This window comes from Streptomyces sp. BoleA5, from assembly GCF_000373665.1.
Taxonomy (GTDB): domain Bacteria; phylum Actinomycetota; class Actinomycetes; order Streptomycetales; family Streptomycetaceae; genus Actinacidiphila.
In genome coordinates this window covers 67876-82797 of record NZ_KB892117.1, presented here as the reverse complement: position 1 = coordinate 82797, position 14922 = coordinate 67876, and the positions used below count along the sequence as shown (strand labels likewise).

Genomic DNA, 14922 nt, shown 5'->3' with positions numbered 1-14922 from the left:
TGAAGCGGTTGCATCCGCCGCAGCCGCATCTGCAGGACGACGAGCTGGAGACGTTGTTCGAGCGGACGCGTCGGGAGGCGCGCAGCGCGGCGCGGATCAGTCATCCGAATGTGGTGGTCGTGCATGACGTGGTGGATGACGAGGGTCTGCCGGTCATCGTGATGGAGTATGTGCCGTCGACGACGCTGGGTGATCTGCTNAAGGAGCGGGGTCCGGTGGGGCCGGGGGAGGCGGCGCGGATCGGGCGGGCGATGGTGGCGGCGTTGCGGGCGGCGCATGGGGCGGGGGTGCTGCATCGGGATGTGAAGCCGGGCAATGTGCTGCTGGCGGAGTCGGGCCGGGTGGTGCTGACGGATTTCGGGATCGCGCAGGCGTCGGGGACGTCGACGTTGACGCGGACGGGTGAGTTGATCGGGTCGATCGACTTTTTGGCGCCGGAGCGGTTGACCGGTGGTGTGCCGGGTCCTGAGTCGGATCTGTGGGCGTTGGGGGCGACGTTGTTCCAGGCGGTGGAGGGGCGTTCGCCGTTCCGTCGGGACACGGCGATCGAGACGGCNTATGCGATCGCGACGGACGAGGTGCCGGTGGCGGNGCGTGCGGGGGCGTTGGGGCCGGTGATCGCGGGGCTGNTGGTGCGGGAGCCGCGGGGGCGGCTGTCGGCGGAGGAGGCCGAGCGGTTGCTGCGGGCCGGTGCCGCCGAGACCGAGACCGAGAGCGTCCCCCGCGACAGCCTCGCCTCCCTGGCCGGGCCGGCCCCCGCCGGGCGGTCGCGGGCCGGCGGTCCTGTGACCTCTCCCGTTCACCTGCCTGCCCCTCTCTCCCCGCCGCACGCCCGCCGGCGCCGTGCCTCGTTGTGGGCGGCCGCCCTCCTGGTGCCCGTCCTCGCCGGTGGCGGTTACTACGCGGTGCCGCTCCTCGGCGAGCCGCGCCACGGTGCGGCGGGCCCGTCCCCGTCCTCGTCCGGGGTGACCACGCCGCACCCGTCCGCCGCCTCCGCCTCGGCCGTGCCCTCCGCGTCGCCGACGCCCTCGTACACGCCGCCCCCGGTCCCGGACGGCTACCACCTCGCCGCGGAGCGGGAACGCGGCTTCTCCGTTCCCGTGCCGGACGGCTGGAAGCGCCAGGTGAGCGACGACGGGCGGCAGTTCGTCTACGTCGACCCCACGGGACTGGTGGGCCTGCGGGTCGCCGCGCTCGACTTCGCGGGACCCAGCCCGCTCCGGCACTTCGAGGACGTCGAGGCGCAGATGGTCCCGGACCTGGAGGGCTACGAGCGGCTGCGGATGCAGAGCACCCGCTGGCGCGGGCGGCCCGCCGCGATATGGGAGTTCACCTTCCAGGGCAAGGCCCGCGACTTCCGGGCCGTCGACCTCGGCTTCGGGCGGCCCGGCGAGCAGGAGTTCACGGTCTACCTCTCCGCACCGTCCGACCGCTGGGGCTCCTACCGGCCGGTCTTCGACAACGCCGTCGCCGGGTTCCGGCCGGACGCGCGCTGAGTCGTCACCCGTCGCGGGACCCGTCGTCGTGCCCCGGGGCGACGCCGACCGGGTCCCCCGCGGACGGCACCGAGGGCACGGCGCCGTCCGCGAAACGGACGCCCGGACGGCGATCGCGGCGGAGGTCCCCGGCGACGAGGGCGACCACGGCCGCCGAACCCACGAACTCCAGCAGGTCCTGGGAGGTGTCCAGCGGGGTCTGCGCCACCGCGCCCACCGCGTACGCCCACAGCTCCGTGAACGCCGACGGCATCATGAACAGCGCCAGGCCCACGGAGAACCCGGTCGCGACGGGGCGGCGCCGGGCGGCGAACAGCATCCCGGCCCCGCACAGCACCGTCAGGCAGGCCCACTGGTACGGGGCGGAGACGCCGAGGACCGCCCGTCCCGTGCCCTTGCCGACAAGCAGGTCGCCGAGCGTGCCGGGGCCGACCTGGAACGCCGTCACCGCGTTCCTGCCGATGTAGAAGACGTTCAGCACCGCGAGGAGCAGCCCAGAGGCGGTCGCCGTGACCTTCACCGGGCGGGTCCCGCCGCCGGACGCCGCCTCCGCGGCGGCGGCCTCGTACTCCATCCGCCGCGCCAGGAACAGCAGCGCGGCGAGGACGAGGGCGAGCACCGCCGCGAGGACGGCGGTGGCGCCGACGGCCTTCACCGAAGGGCCTTCGAGGGTGCCGAACCAGGGGTCGGAGGGGGAGTCGAGGAGGACGTACCAGACCGCGGGCAGGCGGAAACCGAGCGTCCCCGCGCACGCGGCGAGAAGCAACCCGCCGGCGCCACGGGTCCGGTGGAGCGCCGCCAGGCCGGCCGCGAGTTGCAGTGCCGCCAGACCCAGGTCCAGGGACGTCGTCGCCGCCAGGCCGGGTGCGTCACCGGTCGTCCACGCCGACCACGCGCCGGGCAGACCGCGAGCGGCGATGTCGTACAGGAGCCAGGACGCCGTCTGGACGAACAGCGCGAGGCTGAGCACGGCCAGGGCGATGCGCACCTGGTGGATCGACACAGCCGGATTCATCGCGTGCTGTCCCCTTCGACGTCATCCTGAACCAGGCGCTGATGCAAGCATTCTGAGGGAACCTCAGGCAAGTTCCTGTCGTGATTCCGTCGAATTGGCGCTCTCTTTCCATCCCTGGCACGGAATTTCCATTCCGGGAGGGCGGGTGCCCGGTTCCCGTGTGTTCCCTCGGCCGCGGCATCGCCGTCGGGCCGGACCGGCGGCGATGGAATCCGGGCGCCGCCCTTCTCGTACGGGGCCTGGCACGGCCGTACTATTCGGGGGGCGTCGAATGGGCCATGATGTCGTGGGCCGCGCCGCGCCGTGCCTTGCGTCGCCCCGATCGGGCCGCGGGCGCAGGCACGTGCGTCTCGGGCGTGGCGATCGCGGCCGTGGACGGACCCGGTGGGCAACGAGGCCCGGCTGATTCGTCGACCGCGATGGAACGTGGCATTTCATTCGGGATTCCGATGACCGGCCGCGGATGGTCCGCGCATTACCGATCCGGAATCGGATAACGTTGTCATCCGGGTGGCGGCCTCGGCGCGGACACCCGGCGAGAGGGCGCAGGTGAAAGATCAGCGATTGGCGGGTGCGGTGGACTGCGCGCAGCATCGCGAGGGTTCCGTAGATTACCGGGCCGACATGAGCTTGACGGCCGAGCAGGCCCGGGCCTCCGAACGGCATTTCCTGGACTGGGAGCGCGGCCCGTTCTCGCACCTCATTCGCCTTTCCGTCCCGCATTTCGCCGTCACCCGCGGTTTCCGCTTCGTCGCGAGCGGCCACCTCATCGACGGACTGCTCTCCGCCCAGGTCTACTGCGATTCACTGACCGGGGTGTCGGGGAACAACCTCGACCGCGACCCGATCGTCGCCGACCTGGTGACCTCGGGCTGGATCGAGTTCCAGGACGGGAAGACGAGGCATTCCGTCGGGCCCGGGCAGATATGCATCCGCGACACGAAGGCCTCCTGGGAGTTCTCGTGCGCGCCGGCGACGACCGCGCACGTCATATCCGTCCCCCGAAACCTCGTGATCCCCCGGATCGGGTCGCCAAGGGCGCTGGGCCAGGCGTACGTGTCGCACGCCGAGGTTCCCGAGGTCCGCTTCTTCCTCAACTTCCTGGAGGCGGTCAGGAGGAGCAGCGGCGAGCTGGAGAGGTCGGCGGCCGCGCGGAAGATGGCCCGTGACGCCTGTGCGACGTTGTTCTCCCGCATCATCTCCGAACGGCCGGGTTCGGGGCTGGGTGACCATCCGCAGGCCGTCGTGGCCGCCGCCAGGAACGTCATAGAGCGGAACCTCGAAAGCGGCGACCTGTCGCCCCCGATGGTCGCCCGCAGCGTCGGGGTGTCCCTGCGGACGCTGCACCGGTGCTTCTCGGCGTCGAACGACTCCGTCATGTCGTTCGCCCGGCGGCGCCGTCTGCAGCAGGCGCACGACGAGCTGGTGGCCCGCGGCAGCACGGCCGGGATGTCCGAGGTCGCGGCACGCTGGCACTTCTCGGACGCCAGCCACTTCATCAGGCACTTCAAGTCCGTGTACGGGGCCACGCCGGCCGCCTATCTCAAGAACCAAAGAAAGGTCGGTTCCCCATGACCGAAGCGCGGAACCCGCTGGGGCGGATCGCGACCGCCTACGCCGATCTCGTGGAAGGCCTGGCGACGGTCGCCACCGGACGTACCCGAAGGGGCCGGGGCGGCGCCGTGCTGGCCGTGTCAGGGGCGCCGGTCGCCTCGCTGAACGGCGTGTTCAGCCCCAGCCCCGAACCACTCGCGGACGACATCGCCGCGCTGGCGGAGTCCGAGCCGTGGGAGGTCCCGTGGAGCATCCAGGTCCGCGGGGTACCGGGACGCACTGTCACGGACGAGGCGGCACGGCACGGTCTGACCCGCCTCGACCGCAGTCCGCTCATGGTCAGGCACCCCGACCGGGGAATGCCGGCCGAACCGGCCGACGACTCGCTGAAGGTGCGCCCGGTGAGCCCTGCCGAACTCGGCCTGTACGCGGCGGTCATGGCGGAGGGCTTCGAGGTGTCGCAGGAGGTGTTCGGGCTGTTCGCCGATCCGGCCATGGGCGCCCTGGAGGGGGTCACGTTCTACGTGGCGGAGGTGGAGGGCGTTCCGGTCGGGACGGGCATGACGGCGGTGCGCGGCGACCTCAACGGCATCTTCAACGTCTCCACGCTCCCCGGTCACCGGCGGCGCGGCCACGGGAGGGCGGTCACCATGGAGCTGGTGCGTGCGGGGCATGCCGCGGGCGCCCCCACGGCGTACCTCTACGCGAGCGCGATGGGCGAGCCCGTGTACGCGTCGGCCGGCTTCCGCACCGAGGAGTACCTGTCGGTGTTCTCGGCCCCTGCGCAGGAGTGACGGGCGGCGTCGTACGCGCAGCCCCGTGAGGGGCGGGAACGGAAGCCCGGCGGGCTGTGAAGGGACGACCGGCCGGACCCGCGGGGCGGGCCCGGCCGCCCGCCGTCAGGCCTGCGCCGGGGCGTCCCGCCCGCGCCGCGGTCGCAGTATCACCAGCGCGAGCACGAAGGCCACCGCCAGGAGGACCGCACCGGTGCCGAAGGCGAGGCGGAAGCCGCCCGTGAGGGCGGCCGCGGCGTCGTGCCCGTCGGCGGCGAGGGTGCGGGTGCGGGAGCCGGCGAGGGTGGACAGGACGGCGACGCCGAGGGCGCCGCCCACCTGCTGGGTGGTGGTGAACAGGCCCGAGGCGACGCCCGCGTCCTCCGGGCCCGCGCCGGACATGCCGAGCACGGTCAGAGCCGAGACGGCGAGGCCGAAGCCGGACGCCAGCAGCATCGTGGGCAGCAGGTCGGCGGCGTAGCCGGCGTGCACCGGCAGCCGGGTGAGCAGGCCGAGCGCGGCCACCAGCAGGGCGAGCCCGCAGAGTAGGACGCGTCGCTCGCCGAAGCGCGCGCCCAGCCGGGCGGAGAGCAGCAGTGAGACGGTGCCGATGCTCAGCGCGGCGGGCAGCATCGCCAGTCCCGTCGCGGCGGCACCGTAGCCCCGGACGTTCTGCAGGTAGAGCGCCATCAGGATCTGGAAGCCGAAGAGGGCCGAGACCATCAGCATCTGGACGAGGTTGGCCCCGGAGACCTCGCGTGAGCGGAACATGCGCAGTGGCAGCAGTGGGGACGCCGCGGTCGCCTGGCGCAGCACGAACGCCGCGAGGAGCGCGAGGGTCAGGGCCGCGAGGAGGACGGTGCGCGTAGAGGCCCAGCCGTGGCCGCCCGTCTGGACGATCGCGTAGACCCCGGTCATCAGGCCGGTGGTGACCAGGAGCGCGCCGAGGGCGTCGGCGCCCCGGGCCGGGGGACGCGCCGGGTCGGGCTCCAGCACGCGGACGGCCAGCAGCACGGCCGCCAGCCCGATGGGCAGGTTGATGAAGAAGATCCAGTGCCAGCTGACGGCCTGGGTGAGGATTCCGCCGAGCACCTGGCCGATCGAGGCCCCGGCGGCGCCGACGAAGCTGAACGCACCGATGGCCCGGCCGCGTTCGCGGGGTTCGGGGAAGAGCGTGACCAGCAGGCCGAGACTGACGGCGGAGGTCATCGCGCCGCCGATGCCCTGGAGGAAGCGGGCGCCGATGAGCACGGCCTGGCCGGTGGCGACGCCGCAGAGGAGCGAGGCACCGGTGAAGACGGCCAGCCCTGCGACGAACATCCGCTTGTGCCCGAGAAGGTCGCCGAGTCGTCCGGACAGCGGGAGCAGCCCGCCGAAGGCGATCATGTACGCGTTGACGGTCCAGGTCAGGTCGGCCGGGGAGAAGCGCAGGTCGCGTTGGATGGCGGGGAGCGCCACGGTGACGATGCTGCCGTCCAGGATGATCATCAGCATTCCGGCGCACAGGACGGCGAGAGCCGGCCCGCGGGAGCGGCGGCCCGGGGTGGCCGGCATGGGCGCGGCCGTCGATGAGAGCTGTGGGTGCTTGAGGTGCCACGGGCGTAAGGACATGGAGTCGTCTCCTGGTCGTCGGGGAGCCAGGTAAGACGCTAGCAGATGGTTTTCTTGAGGACTATTTGTTTCGGCCCTTCTTTTCGGGGTCCGGTGAGGACGGCCGAGCCGTGTACGCGGGCAGGGCGCCGGTGCCGGTGGCGAGGCCCTCGACGAGCGGGCGCGGTTCCGAGGGGTTCCTGTCGTGATCGATTCGTCTCCCGTTCGAGCGAGTTGGCACTTCGATGAGGCGGAAGGGCCGCCGGCGGGCCATAGGATGGCGCGGTGCTGGTGAAGTGGATTCGCTGCGGAATCGTCGATCGCGCCGGATTCGAGCGTGGGCAGCGGAAATGGGCCAACGGGCTCATGGGGGAGCCCGGGTTCCGGGGGCAGGGCGGCGGCTGGAGCCGCAGCCAGCCGGGCGTCGCGCACCTCTTCGCGTTCTGGGAGGACCGCGACTACTACGACGCCTTCATGGCCGGCCCCCATGACCGCCTCGCGGCCGCCCAGGCCGGAACCTACGAGAGCCTCGGCGTCAAGCTCTTCGAGCACCGCCTCGACGTCAAGGTCGGCTTCCGGCCCCGCTTCGCCGACAGCGACCTGCTGCGCCTGGCGCACTGCAAGGTGCGGCCGGACCGCGTCGAGCACTTCGTGCTGATGCAGGAGAAGGTGTGGAACCCGGCCATGGCCGGCTCCCCGGGCATGCTGCGCGGGGTCTTCGCGCAGGGACCCGAGTCCGACTTCCTGGTGCTGTCGATATGGGACTCGGCCTCCGAGCACGCGAAGTACCGGGACGGTTCCATCCTGCGGCTGTCCGAACGGGCCGAGCTCGACGCCGACGTGCTCACCGTCGCCGGTGACGTCGTCGACCTGGAGCAGTCCTGGTCGATATGACGGCACGGTGACCGAAGACGCGCCCGGGAGCCGTCCGGCGCATCAGCCCGACGCGCCCTGTGCGGGGCGGGTGATCACCGAGAAGTACGCGCCGTGCGGATCGTCGAGGACGGCGACCCGTCCGACGTGATCGAGGTCGAACGGCGGCACGGAGACGCTCCCCCCGAGCTCGGTGGCCCGCGTGGCGGCCGCGTCGGTGTCGGCGACGGAGAAGTAGTGCATCCAGTGCTGGGGTATCTCCTGCGGCCAGGCGTCGTTCATCAGCAGGATGCCGCCGAACCTCCGGCCCGTGCCCTCCACCTCGAGCTCGGTGTAGGAGCTGTCCCCGGCGAACGGGTGGGTCTCGCCCGTCCAGCCGAAGACGTTCCGGTAGAAGGCGCGGGAGCCGTCCACGTCCCGGGTGTTGAGTTCGATCCAGCACAGCGCGCCCGGCTCGTCGAGCAGGCCCGCGCCGCCGAACCGGCCCGGCTGCCACGCGGCGAACTCCGCCCCGTGCGGGTCCGTGAACTGAGCGAAGCTGCCCTGGTCGAAGACGGCCATCGGCGGCACGGACACCGAGCCGCCCGCCGCCTCGACCGCCTTGGCGGTGTCCGCCACGTCGCTCGTGGCCATGTAGGTGATCCACCGGGGCCGGTCCCCCTCGGCCATCACCGGGCCGACGGCCGCCACCTGCTCGCCGCGCAGGCTGAAGAAGGTGTACCCGCCGGCCTCCGGCGGGCCCGCCTCGGAGTCCCAGCCGAACAGACCGCCGTAGAACGCGCGCGAGGCCTCGATGTCGGGACTGCTGAGATCGGTCCAGCAGGGTGTGCCGGGGACGAACGACGTGGTCTTCATGGCGGCCTCCAACCGTGGCGCGCGAAGGCGCTCCCCTCTTCATGCTGAGTCTGAGGTGCGCCACCGACAATCGCAGCGGGGGACGCCCGGCCTGTGGACGCGGCGGGCGCCCGCCGCGACCTCGCTCGCGCCCACGAATTACAGTGAGGCCATGGCCCGACCGCGTCGCATAGTGCTCATCAGGCACGGAGAGTCCCAGGGCAATGCCGACGACACGATCTACGAGCGGGTGCCCGACCACGCGCTGACCCTCACGGGCAGGGGCGAGGAGCAGGCCCGCGCGGCCGGCCGGGAGCTGCGGGAGCTGTTCGGCGAGGAGCGGGTGCAGGCCTTCGTCTCGCCATATCGCCGGACGCATCAGACCTTCCACCTGCTCGGCCTGGAGCCCTGCCGTACCCGGGCCAAGGAGGAGCCCCGGCTGCGCGAGCAGGACTGGGGGAACTACCAGGACGCCGAGGACGTGCAGCGGCAGCGCAAGGCCAGGGACGCCTACGGCCACTTCTTCTACCGCTTCGCCCAGGGCGAGTCCGGGGCGGACGTCTACGACCGCGTCGGGTCCTTCCTGGAGACGCTCTACCGCGCATTCGACAAGCCCGAGTTCCCGCCGAACGTGCTGCTGGTCACGCACGGGCTCACCATGCGGCTGTTCTGCATGCGGTGGTTCCACTGGACCGTCGACGAGTTCGAGTGCCTGTCGAACCCCGACAACGGCGAGACGCGGATGCTGCTCGCGGAGCCCGACGGCCGGTACCGGCTCGACCGGCCCTTCTCCCGCTGGCGGACCACCGACTCCGGCCTGGCGCGATATCACGGGTGAGATTGCGCACAGGACGATTGACCCGGGTGGCACCGGATGTCAGAGTTCTCCCGCCATGACCGCTGACCCGCATGACCTTCCACGCCGCCGCGCACTGTCCAGCCTGCGCGGTCTCGCCCTGGGCGACGCCCTCGGCTCCCAGTTCTTCGTGCCGGCGCACTACCCGGCACTGCAGGGCCGCACGCTGCCACCGGGAACCTGGCAGTGGACGGACGACACCGAGATGGCGTGCTCGGTCGTCGCGGTCCTGGACTCGCACGGCTCGATCGACCAGGACGCCCTGGCCGCCTCCTTCGCGGCGCACCACGACTTCGACCGCGGTTACGGCCCCGGCGTCAACCGCATGCTGCGGCTGATCCGGCAGGAGGGCGCCGACTGGCGCACCCTCGCGGCCGAGATGTTCAACGGGCAGGGCTCGTGGGGCAACGGTGCCGCGATGCGCGTGGCGCCCCTGGGCGCCTGGTACGCGGGCGAGCCGGAGAAGGCGGCCGAGCAGGCCGAGCTGTCGGCGTACACCACCCACCAGCATCGCGAGGCCGTCGTCGGCGCGATGGCCGTCGCGGCCGCCGCCGCGCTCGCCGCGGACCCGGCAGGCCCCGGTGACCCGGCGGACCTCGTCACCCGCGTCGTGGCGCTGCTGCCGCGCAGCGCCGTGCACGCAGGGCTGCGCCGCGCCGTGGACATGCTCGACTACGACGACGTCGCCACCGTCGCGGCCGTGCTCGGCAACGGCCGGCGCACCAGCGCCCACGACACCGTCCCCTTCGCCCTGTGGTCGGCCGCCAGGGGCCTCGGCGACTATGTGGGCGCCTTCTGGACCACCGCCCGCGCGGGCGGCGACGTGGACACCACCTGCGCCATCGTCGGCGGGATCATCGCCGCCGGGGCCGGCGGCGAGCCCCCGCGCGCGTGGCAGGAGCGCTGCGAGCCGCTGCCGGAATGGCTGCCCGGCCGCTGAACCGCGCCCGTCGCCCCCGCCCGTGGGCCCGGCAACCCCTCTCCATTGTCACGGCCCTGTCACAGACTGGGCCGGCGGGCCCGCCTCGCGTTCGCCGGGACGGCCGGCGCGCCTAGCCTGTCGGCCACGCCGTCCGGCTGATCTTCGCCGGCCGCGCAGTCGAGTACCGGTCCCGCGCGCAGCCCCGGCCGCCGCACGACCGGCGGGGAGGGGTTCTCATGTCCGACACGCCGTCCGACGCCGCACCGGCGGCGCAGGCGCCCGCGCAGGCACATCCGCAGGCGCCGCCGCGCAAGCACGGTCCACCCGTCCACCCGGCGCCCTACACGCGTCAATGGACGCCCCCGCCGCCGCCTCCACCGCCGGCGTGGGTGACCGCGAGCCGGCCGCGGACCCCGCGCACCGTGCGGCCCGCCGTGCTCTGGACGGCGCTGCTCACCGGTGTGCTGACCGCGGCCCTGCTCCGCGGCGGCCTGGGGATCAACCTGCTGCTGGTCACCGTTCCGGCCGCCGTCGCGGCCGCCGTCGCCGCCCTCGACCACGGCCGGCGGCTCCGGCCCTGGCCCGCGGTCTGGGCGGTGGCCGGTCTGACGCTGCTACTGATCCCGGCCCTGAGGGACGCGTGGTGGCCGTCGTTCCTGGCCGTCGTCGCGGCCGCCTTCCTGGGCTCGCTGGCCCTGCACGGCTGCCGCCGCTGGCCGGGCGTCCTGCTCGGTGGCGCGGGACTGTGGTTCGCTCCGGTGCCCGCGATCGGCTGGGCGCTGCGCGGGCTGCGCGAGCGGGCAGGCCGCGACCGCGGCCGGGTGCTGCCGATGCTGAAGACCGTCGGCGTGACCGTCGTGCTCCTGGTCGTCTTCGGCGCGCTTTTCGCGGGGGCCGACGCGGCGTTCGCGGATCTGCTGGCCGACCTCATGCCCGACGTGACCGTCACCGACGCACCGCTGCGCGTCCTGCTCCTCGTCGTCGGCACGCTCTTTGCTCTCTGCGCGGCGTGGACCGCCGCGGCGCCGCGCCGCTGGGACCGGATCAAGGTCAAGCCGGGGCGCGCCCGCCGGCGCGCCGAGTGGGCGCTGCCGCTGGTCGTCCTCGCGGTCCTGTTCGCCGCCTTCAACGCCGTCCAGCTCGCCGTGCTGTTCGGCGGTTACGAGAAGGTGCTCGCCAAGACGGGGCTGACCTACGCGGAGTACGCCCGGCAGGGCTTCTGGCAGTTGCTCGTCGTCACCCTGCTCACCGTGGTGGTGATCGGCCTCGCCCTGCGGTGGGCGCCGCGCGGCTCCGACCGGGACGTGCTGCTCGTACGCTCCGTGCTGGGCACGATCTGCGTGCTGACCCTGGTCGTGGTCGCCTCCGCGCTGCGCCGCATGGACCTGTACGTCGACGCCTACGGGCTGACGCGGCTGCGGATCTCGGTGGCGGGGGTGGAGCTGTGGCTCGGGCTGCTGATCGTCCTCATCATGGCGGCCGGGGTGTTCGGCGCGCGCCGGCTGCCGCGCGCGGTGGTGGTGAGCGCGGCGGCGTCCGTCCTCGCCTTCGGGCTGGTGTCGCCCGACTCGCTCATCGCAGACCAGCAGGTGAGCCGCTTCGGCAGCACCGGCAAGATCGACCTGGCGTATCTGCGGAACCTCTCCGCGGACGCCGTCCCGGAGCTGGACGAACTGCCGGAGCCGCAGCGCTCCTGCGCCCTGGAGAAGATCGTGGAACACCTCTACGAGGACGGCACCGAGGCCTGGTACACCACCAGCCTGGGCGAGGTCCGGGCGAGGGCCCTGCTCGACGACCGTCCGCCGCGGACCGGCTACCGGCCCTGTGACGCGGCGGGGCTGGAGGGCTTCTACGACGAGTGGCGCGACCCCGTCTTCCCGTGACACGCACGCCGTGTGCCGCCGTCCCCGGCCTCCCCTCGGGCCGGGCGGCGGCGCCGGCGTCAGGCCGCGGGCGTGCCCGCGCTGCCGCTGAGCGCCTCCAGGTCGCTCTTGCGGACCCGGATCACGGACAACGCCGTGACCAGCGCCAGCGCGACCAGCCCCACGGCCGCGTAGAAGGCGGTCGAGATGCCGTGCGCCAGGACCTCGTGGCCCCACGGCGGCGGCAGTTCGTGGGTCTGCCGGAAGGCGGCCTGCTGCTCCGGCGTGGAGTGCGCGAGGAAGTCCGGGAGCAGACCGGTGGCCTTGTCGCGGCTCGCGGTGCCGAACACCGTCACCAGGATGGACAGTCCGAGCGAGCCGCCCACCTGCTGCATCGCGTTGAGCAGCCCGGACGCGGCCCCGGCCTCGTGCTGGGCGACGCCGGAGACGGCCGTCAGGGTCAGCGTGACGAAGTTCAGGCCCATGCCGAAGCCGAAGAGCAGCATCGGGCCGAGGACCCCGCCCACGTAGCTGCTGCCGGGGTCGACCTGGGTCAGCCACGCCATCCCGGAACCGGTCAGCGCGGAGCCGGCGACGAGGAACGGCTTCGGTCCCAGCACCGGCAGGAAGCGGGTCGACAGCCCGGCGCCGGTGACGATCGCCGCTGTGACCGGCAGGAAGGCGAAGCCCGCCGCGATGGGGCTGTAACCCAGCACGTTCTGAACGAAGATGACGATGAAGAAGAACATGCCGAACATGGCCGCGGCCAGGCTCAGCATCATCACATAGGTGCCCGAGCGGTTGCGGTCGGCGAACATCCGCAGCGGGGTGATCGGCTCCCGGGCCCGCCGCTCGATGACCACGAAGGCGCCGAGCAGCAGGACGGCGGCGGCGAACGAGGGCAGGGTCAGCGCGTCCCGCCACCCGGAGTGGGCGGCGCGGATGAAGCCGTAGACGAGCGAGGCCATGCCGAGCGTCGAGGTGACGGCTCCGGCGATGTCGAACCGCCCCGGGTGCCGTTCCGACTCGCTGATGAAGCGCGGCGCCAGGAAGGCGATCAGGAGGCCGATGGGCACGTTGACGAAGAACACCCAGCGCCAGTCGAGCCAGTCGGTGAGCATGCCGCCCGCCAGCAGCCCCACGGCGCCGCCGCCCGCGGACACCGCGGCGAACACACCGAAGGCCCGGTTGCGTGCCGGGCCCTCGGGGAAGTTGGTGGTGATGAGCGCCAGCGAGGTCGGCGAGGCTATCGCGCCCCCGACGCCTTGCAGGGAGCGCGCGGCGAGCAGTTGCCACGGTTCCTGGGCGAAGCCCCCCAGCAGCGAGGCGAGGGAGAACAGCAGGATGCCGAAGACGAACACCCTGCGCCGTCCCAGGATGTCGCCCGCGCGCCCGCCGAGCAGCAGCAGGCCGCCGAAGGTGAGCGTGTAGGCGTTGAGCACCCAGGACAGGTCGGTGGTGGAGAAGGAGAGCGCGTCCTGGATGTGCGGGAGCGCGATGTTCACAATGGTGGCGTCCAGCACGACCATGAGCTGGCAGGCCGCGATCACCGCGAGTGCGATGGCCGGCCTGCCGTCGCGCCGCGCGGCTCCGGGCTTTCGTGGTGAGGTGAGTTGTCCGGTCGTCACGAGGTCCCCCAGTCGGTGACTTAGTGAACGATGGCGTTCACTGTGTACGACAGTAGGGTGATGGTTGTAGTGAACGCAAGCGTTCACTGGAGAGCGAATGAGAAGGTGGCATGGCCATGTCGCAGGGAGCGGGGACCCGTCGTCGCGGGCCCGTTCTGGAGCGGGCGATCCTCGGGGCCGCCCTGGAGCAGCTGAGCACGGTGGGCTGGCGAGGGCTGACCATGGAGGGCGTCGCCGCCGGCGCCCAGACCGGCAAGGCCGCCGTCTACCGCCGCTGGCCGTCCAAGCAGGCCCTGGTCGCGGACGCCCTGCAGACGGCCTTCCCCGAGGTCCCCGACGTCCCGGACCTGGGCGGGCTGCGGGAGGACCTGGTCTTCCTCGTGCTGCGGATGCGCGAGGCGATGTACTCGCGCGGGGGGCTCGCCCTGCGCTCGGTGATCGACGAGTGCGACCAGGAGGCCGCCCACTGCTTCGTTCGGCTGATCATGGAGGGGGTCGTCGAGCCCACCAAGCAGCGCATCCTGGACGTGGTCCGGCGCGGCATCGGACGCGGGGAGGTGCGGCCCGACGCCACCGGCGACATCGTCGCCGACGTCGTGCCCGCGCTGATGATGTACCGGTCGAAGATCGGCGGCCGGGAGATCACCGAGGAGGACCTCATCGAGATCGTCGACCAGGTGATGCTGCCCCTGCTGCGCCCCTGACGCGGCCGCCGGGACCGGCCCCCGGCCGTCACCGCCACCGCCCCCCACCGGCTTCCCGGACCTGCTCCGAGGCGGCCCAACGCTGGAGCGTAGGCTAAGCCTTGCCATGGTCCACGAACCCCCAACCCACAGCGTCGAACGCTCGCTGCGCGCGACCCTCGGCGCCAAGGTCATCGCGGGTGTCGACGAGGTCGGACGGGGCGCCTGGGCCGGGCCCGTCACAGTGTGCGCCGCCGTCACCGGCCTGCGACGGCCCCCCGACGGGCTCACCGACTCCAAACTGCTCACCGTCAAGCGCCGCAACGAACTCGCCGCCGTGCTCAGCGGATGGGTGAACTCCTTCGCGCTCGGCCACGCCTCCCCGGAGGAGATCGACGAGCTCGGGATGACCGCCGCGCTGCGGCTGGCCGCCACGCGTGCCCTGGACGTCCTGCCCGTGCGGCCCGACGCGGTGATACTCGACGGCAAGCACGACTACCTCGGGGGTCCCTGGCGCGTGCGCACGGTCATCAAGGGCGACCGCTCCTGCGTGGCCGTGGCGGCCGCCTCCGTGATCGCCAAGGTCCGGCGGGACGCGATGATGGCGGAACTGGGCGTGGACTATGCTCCGTTCGGCTTCGAGGCCAATGCCGGGTACCCTTCGCCGGTGCACCGGGCGGCACTGGAGGAGCTGGGGCCCACCCCCCTCCACCGGCTGTCCTGGGCATATCTCGATACGCTGCCGCGTTGGCAGCACTTGAAGAAGGTCCGGGAGACCGTGGAGGCGGGGGAGACGGGTGAGCAGCTCGGGTTCGATTTCTGAGCCGAGTTGTGAC

The 14922-nt window shown here is 72.5% G+C and carries 13 protein-coding genes; 9 read left to right on the top strand and 4 right to left on the bottom strand.

The annotated features are described in order from the left end of the window. Nucleotides 1–1496, top strand: a 1496-nt coding sequence (locus tag B085_RS43980; protein WP_018561910.1) for a serine/threonine-protein kinase, incomplete at its 5' end; no start/stop codon positions are given. 4 nt (nt 1497–1500) lie between these two features. Here the strand turns inward: B085_RS43980 and B085_RS0127900 are convergent. Further along, nucleotides 1501–2511: a hypothetical protein gene (locus B085_RS0127900; protein ID WP_199789239.1), complete on the bottom strand. Its 1011-nt coding sequence runs from the start codon at nt 2509–2511 to the stop codon at nt 1501–1503. Nucleotides 2512–3135: 624 nt separating this feature from the next. Between B085_RS0127900 and B085_RS0127895 the strand changes: the two genes are divergently transcribed. Together B085_RS0127895 and B085_RS0127890 are read left to right on the top strand one after the other, a co-directional pair. Then, complete coding sequence (locus tag B085_RS0127895; protein ID WP_078620088.1) at nt 3136–4086, top strand: helix-turn-helix transcriptional regulator; 951 nt, start codon at nt 3136–3138, stop codon at nt 4084–4086. Beyond that, nucleotides 4083–4859 (top strand): GNAT family N-acetyltransferase, encoded by a 777-nt coding sequence (locus tag B085_RS0127890; protein WP_018561907.1) that lies wholly within the window; start codon nt 4083–4085, stop codon nt 4857–4859. The genes B085_RS0127895 and B085_RS0127890 overlap by 4 nt, the downstream gene beginning before the upstream one ends. 105 nt (nt 4860–4964) lie before the next feature. On the opposite strand, the gene B085_RS0127885 is transcribed toward B085_RS0127890, so the two are convergent. Then, a complete protein-coding gene (locus B085_RS0127885; protein ID WP_018561906.1) occupies nt 4965–6392 on the bottom strand; it encodes an MFS transporter in 1428 nt (475 codons plus the stop codon). 321 nt (nt 6393–6713) lie between these two features. On the opposite strand from B085_RS0127885, the gene B085_RS0127880 reads away from it, so the two are divergent. Then, complete coding sequence (locus tag B085_RS0127880) at nt 6714–7322, top strand: YdbC family protein (RefSeq protein ID WP_026251519.1); 609 nt, start codon at nt 6714–6716, stop codon at nt 7320–7322. Between the two features lie 42 nt (nt 7323–7364). On the opposite strand, the gene B085_RS0127875 is transcribed toward B085_RS0127880, so the two are convergent. Then, a complete protein-coding gene (locus tag B085_RS0127875) occupies nt 7365–8156 on the bottom strand; it encodes a VOC family protein (protein ID WP_026251518.1) in 792 nt (263 codons plus the stop codon). Between the two features lie 151 nt (nt 8157–8307). Between B085_RS0127875 and B085_RS0127870 the strand changes: the two genes are divergently transcribed. The 3 genes from B085_RS0127870 to B085_RS0127860 all read left to right on the top strand — a co-directional run bounded on the left by B085_RS0127870 (nt 8308) and on the right by B085_RS0127860 (nt 11796). Then, nucleotides 8308–8973 (top strand): phosphoglycerate mutase family protein, encoded by a 666-nt coding sequence (locus tag B085_RS0127870; protein WP_026251517.1) that lies wholly within the window; start codon nt 8308–8310, stop codon nt 8971–8973. Between the two features lie 55 nt (nt 8974–9028). Then, the gene (locus B085_RS0127865; RefSeq protein WP_018561902.1) at nt 9029–9931 is read left to right on the top strand and encodes an ADP-ribosylglycohydrolase family protein; all 903 of its coding nucleotides are present in this window, start codon (nt 9029–9031) and stop codon (nt 9929–9931) included. A 218-nt stretch (nt 9932–10149) separates the two neighbouring features. Beyond that, nucleotides 10150–11796, top strand: a complete 1647-nt coding sequence (locus B085_RS0127860; RefSeq protein ID WP_078620085.1) for a DUF4173 domain-containing protein — start codon at nt 10150–10152, stop codon at nt 11794–11796. Nucleotides 11797–11855: 59 nt separating this feature from the next. Here B085_RS0127860 and B085_RS0127855 read toward each other — a convergent pair whose 3' ends face one another. Continuing rightward, nucleotides 11856–13403, bottom strand: a complete 1548-nt coding sequence (locus B085_RS0127855; protein ID WP_026251516.1) for an MFS transporter — start codon at nt 13401–13403, stop codon at nt 11856–11858. Nucleotides 13404–13513: 110 nt separating this feature from the next. On the opposite strand from B085_RS0127855, the gene B085_RS0127850 reads away from it, so the two are divergent. Next, nucleotides 13514–14107 carry a TetR/AcrR family transcriptional regulator gene (locus B085_RS0127850; RefSeq protein WP_018561899.1) on the top strand — a complete coding sequence of 198 codons (594 nt, stop codon included), beginning with the start codon at nt 13514–13516 and terminating at the stop codon, nt 14105–14107. 106 nt (nt 14108–14213) lie between these two features. After that, nucleotides 14214–14909: a ribonuclease HII gene (locus B085_RS0127845; protein ID WP_018561898.1), complete on the top strand. Its 696-nt coding sequence runs from the start codon at nt 14214–14216 to the stop codon at nt 14907–14909. Nucleotides 14910–14922 lie beyond the last annotated feature (13 nt).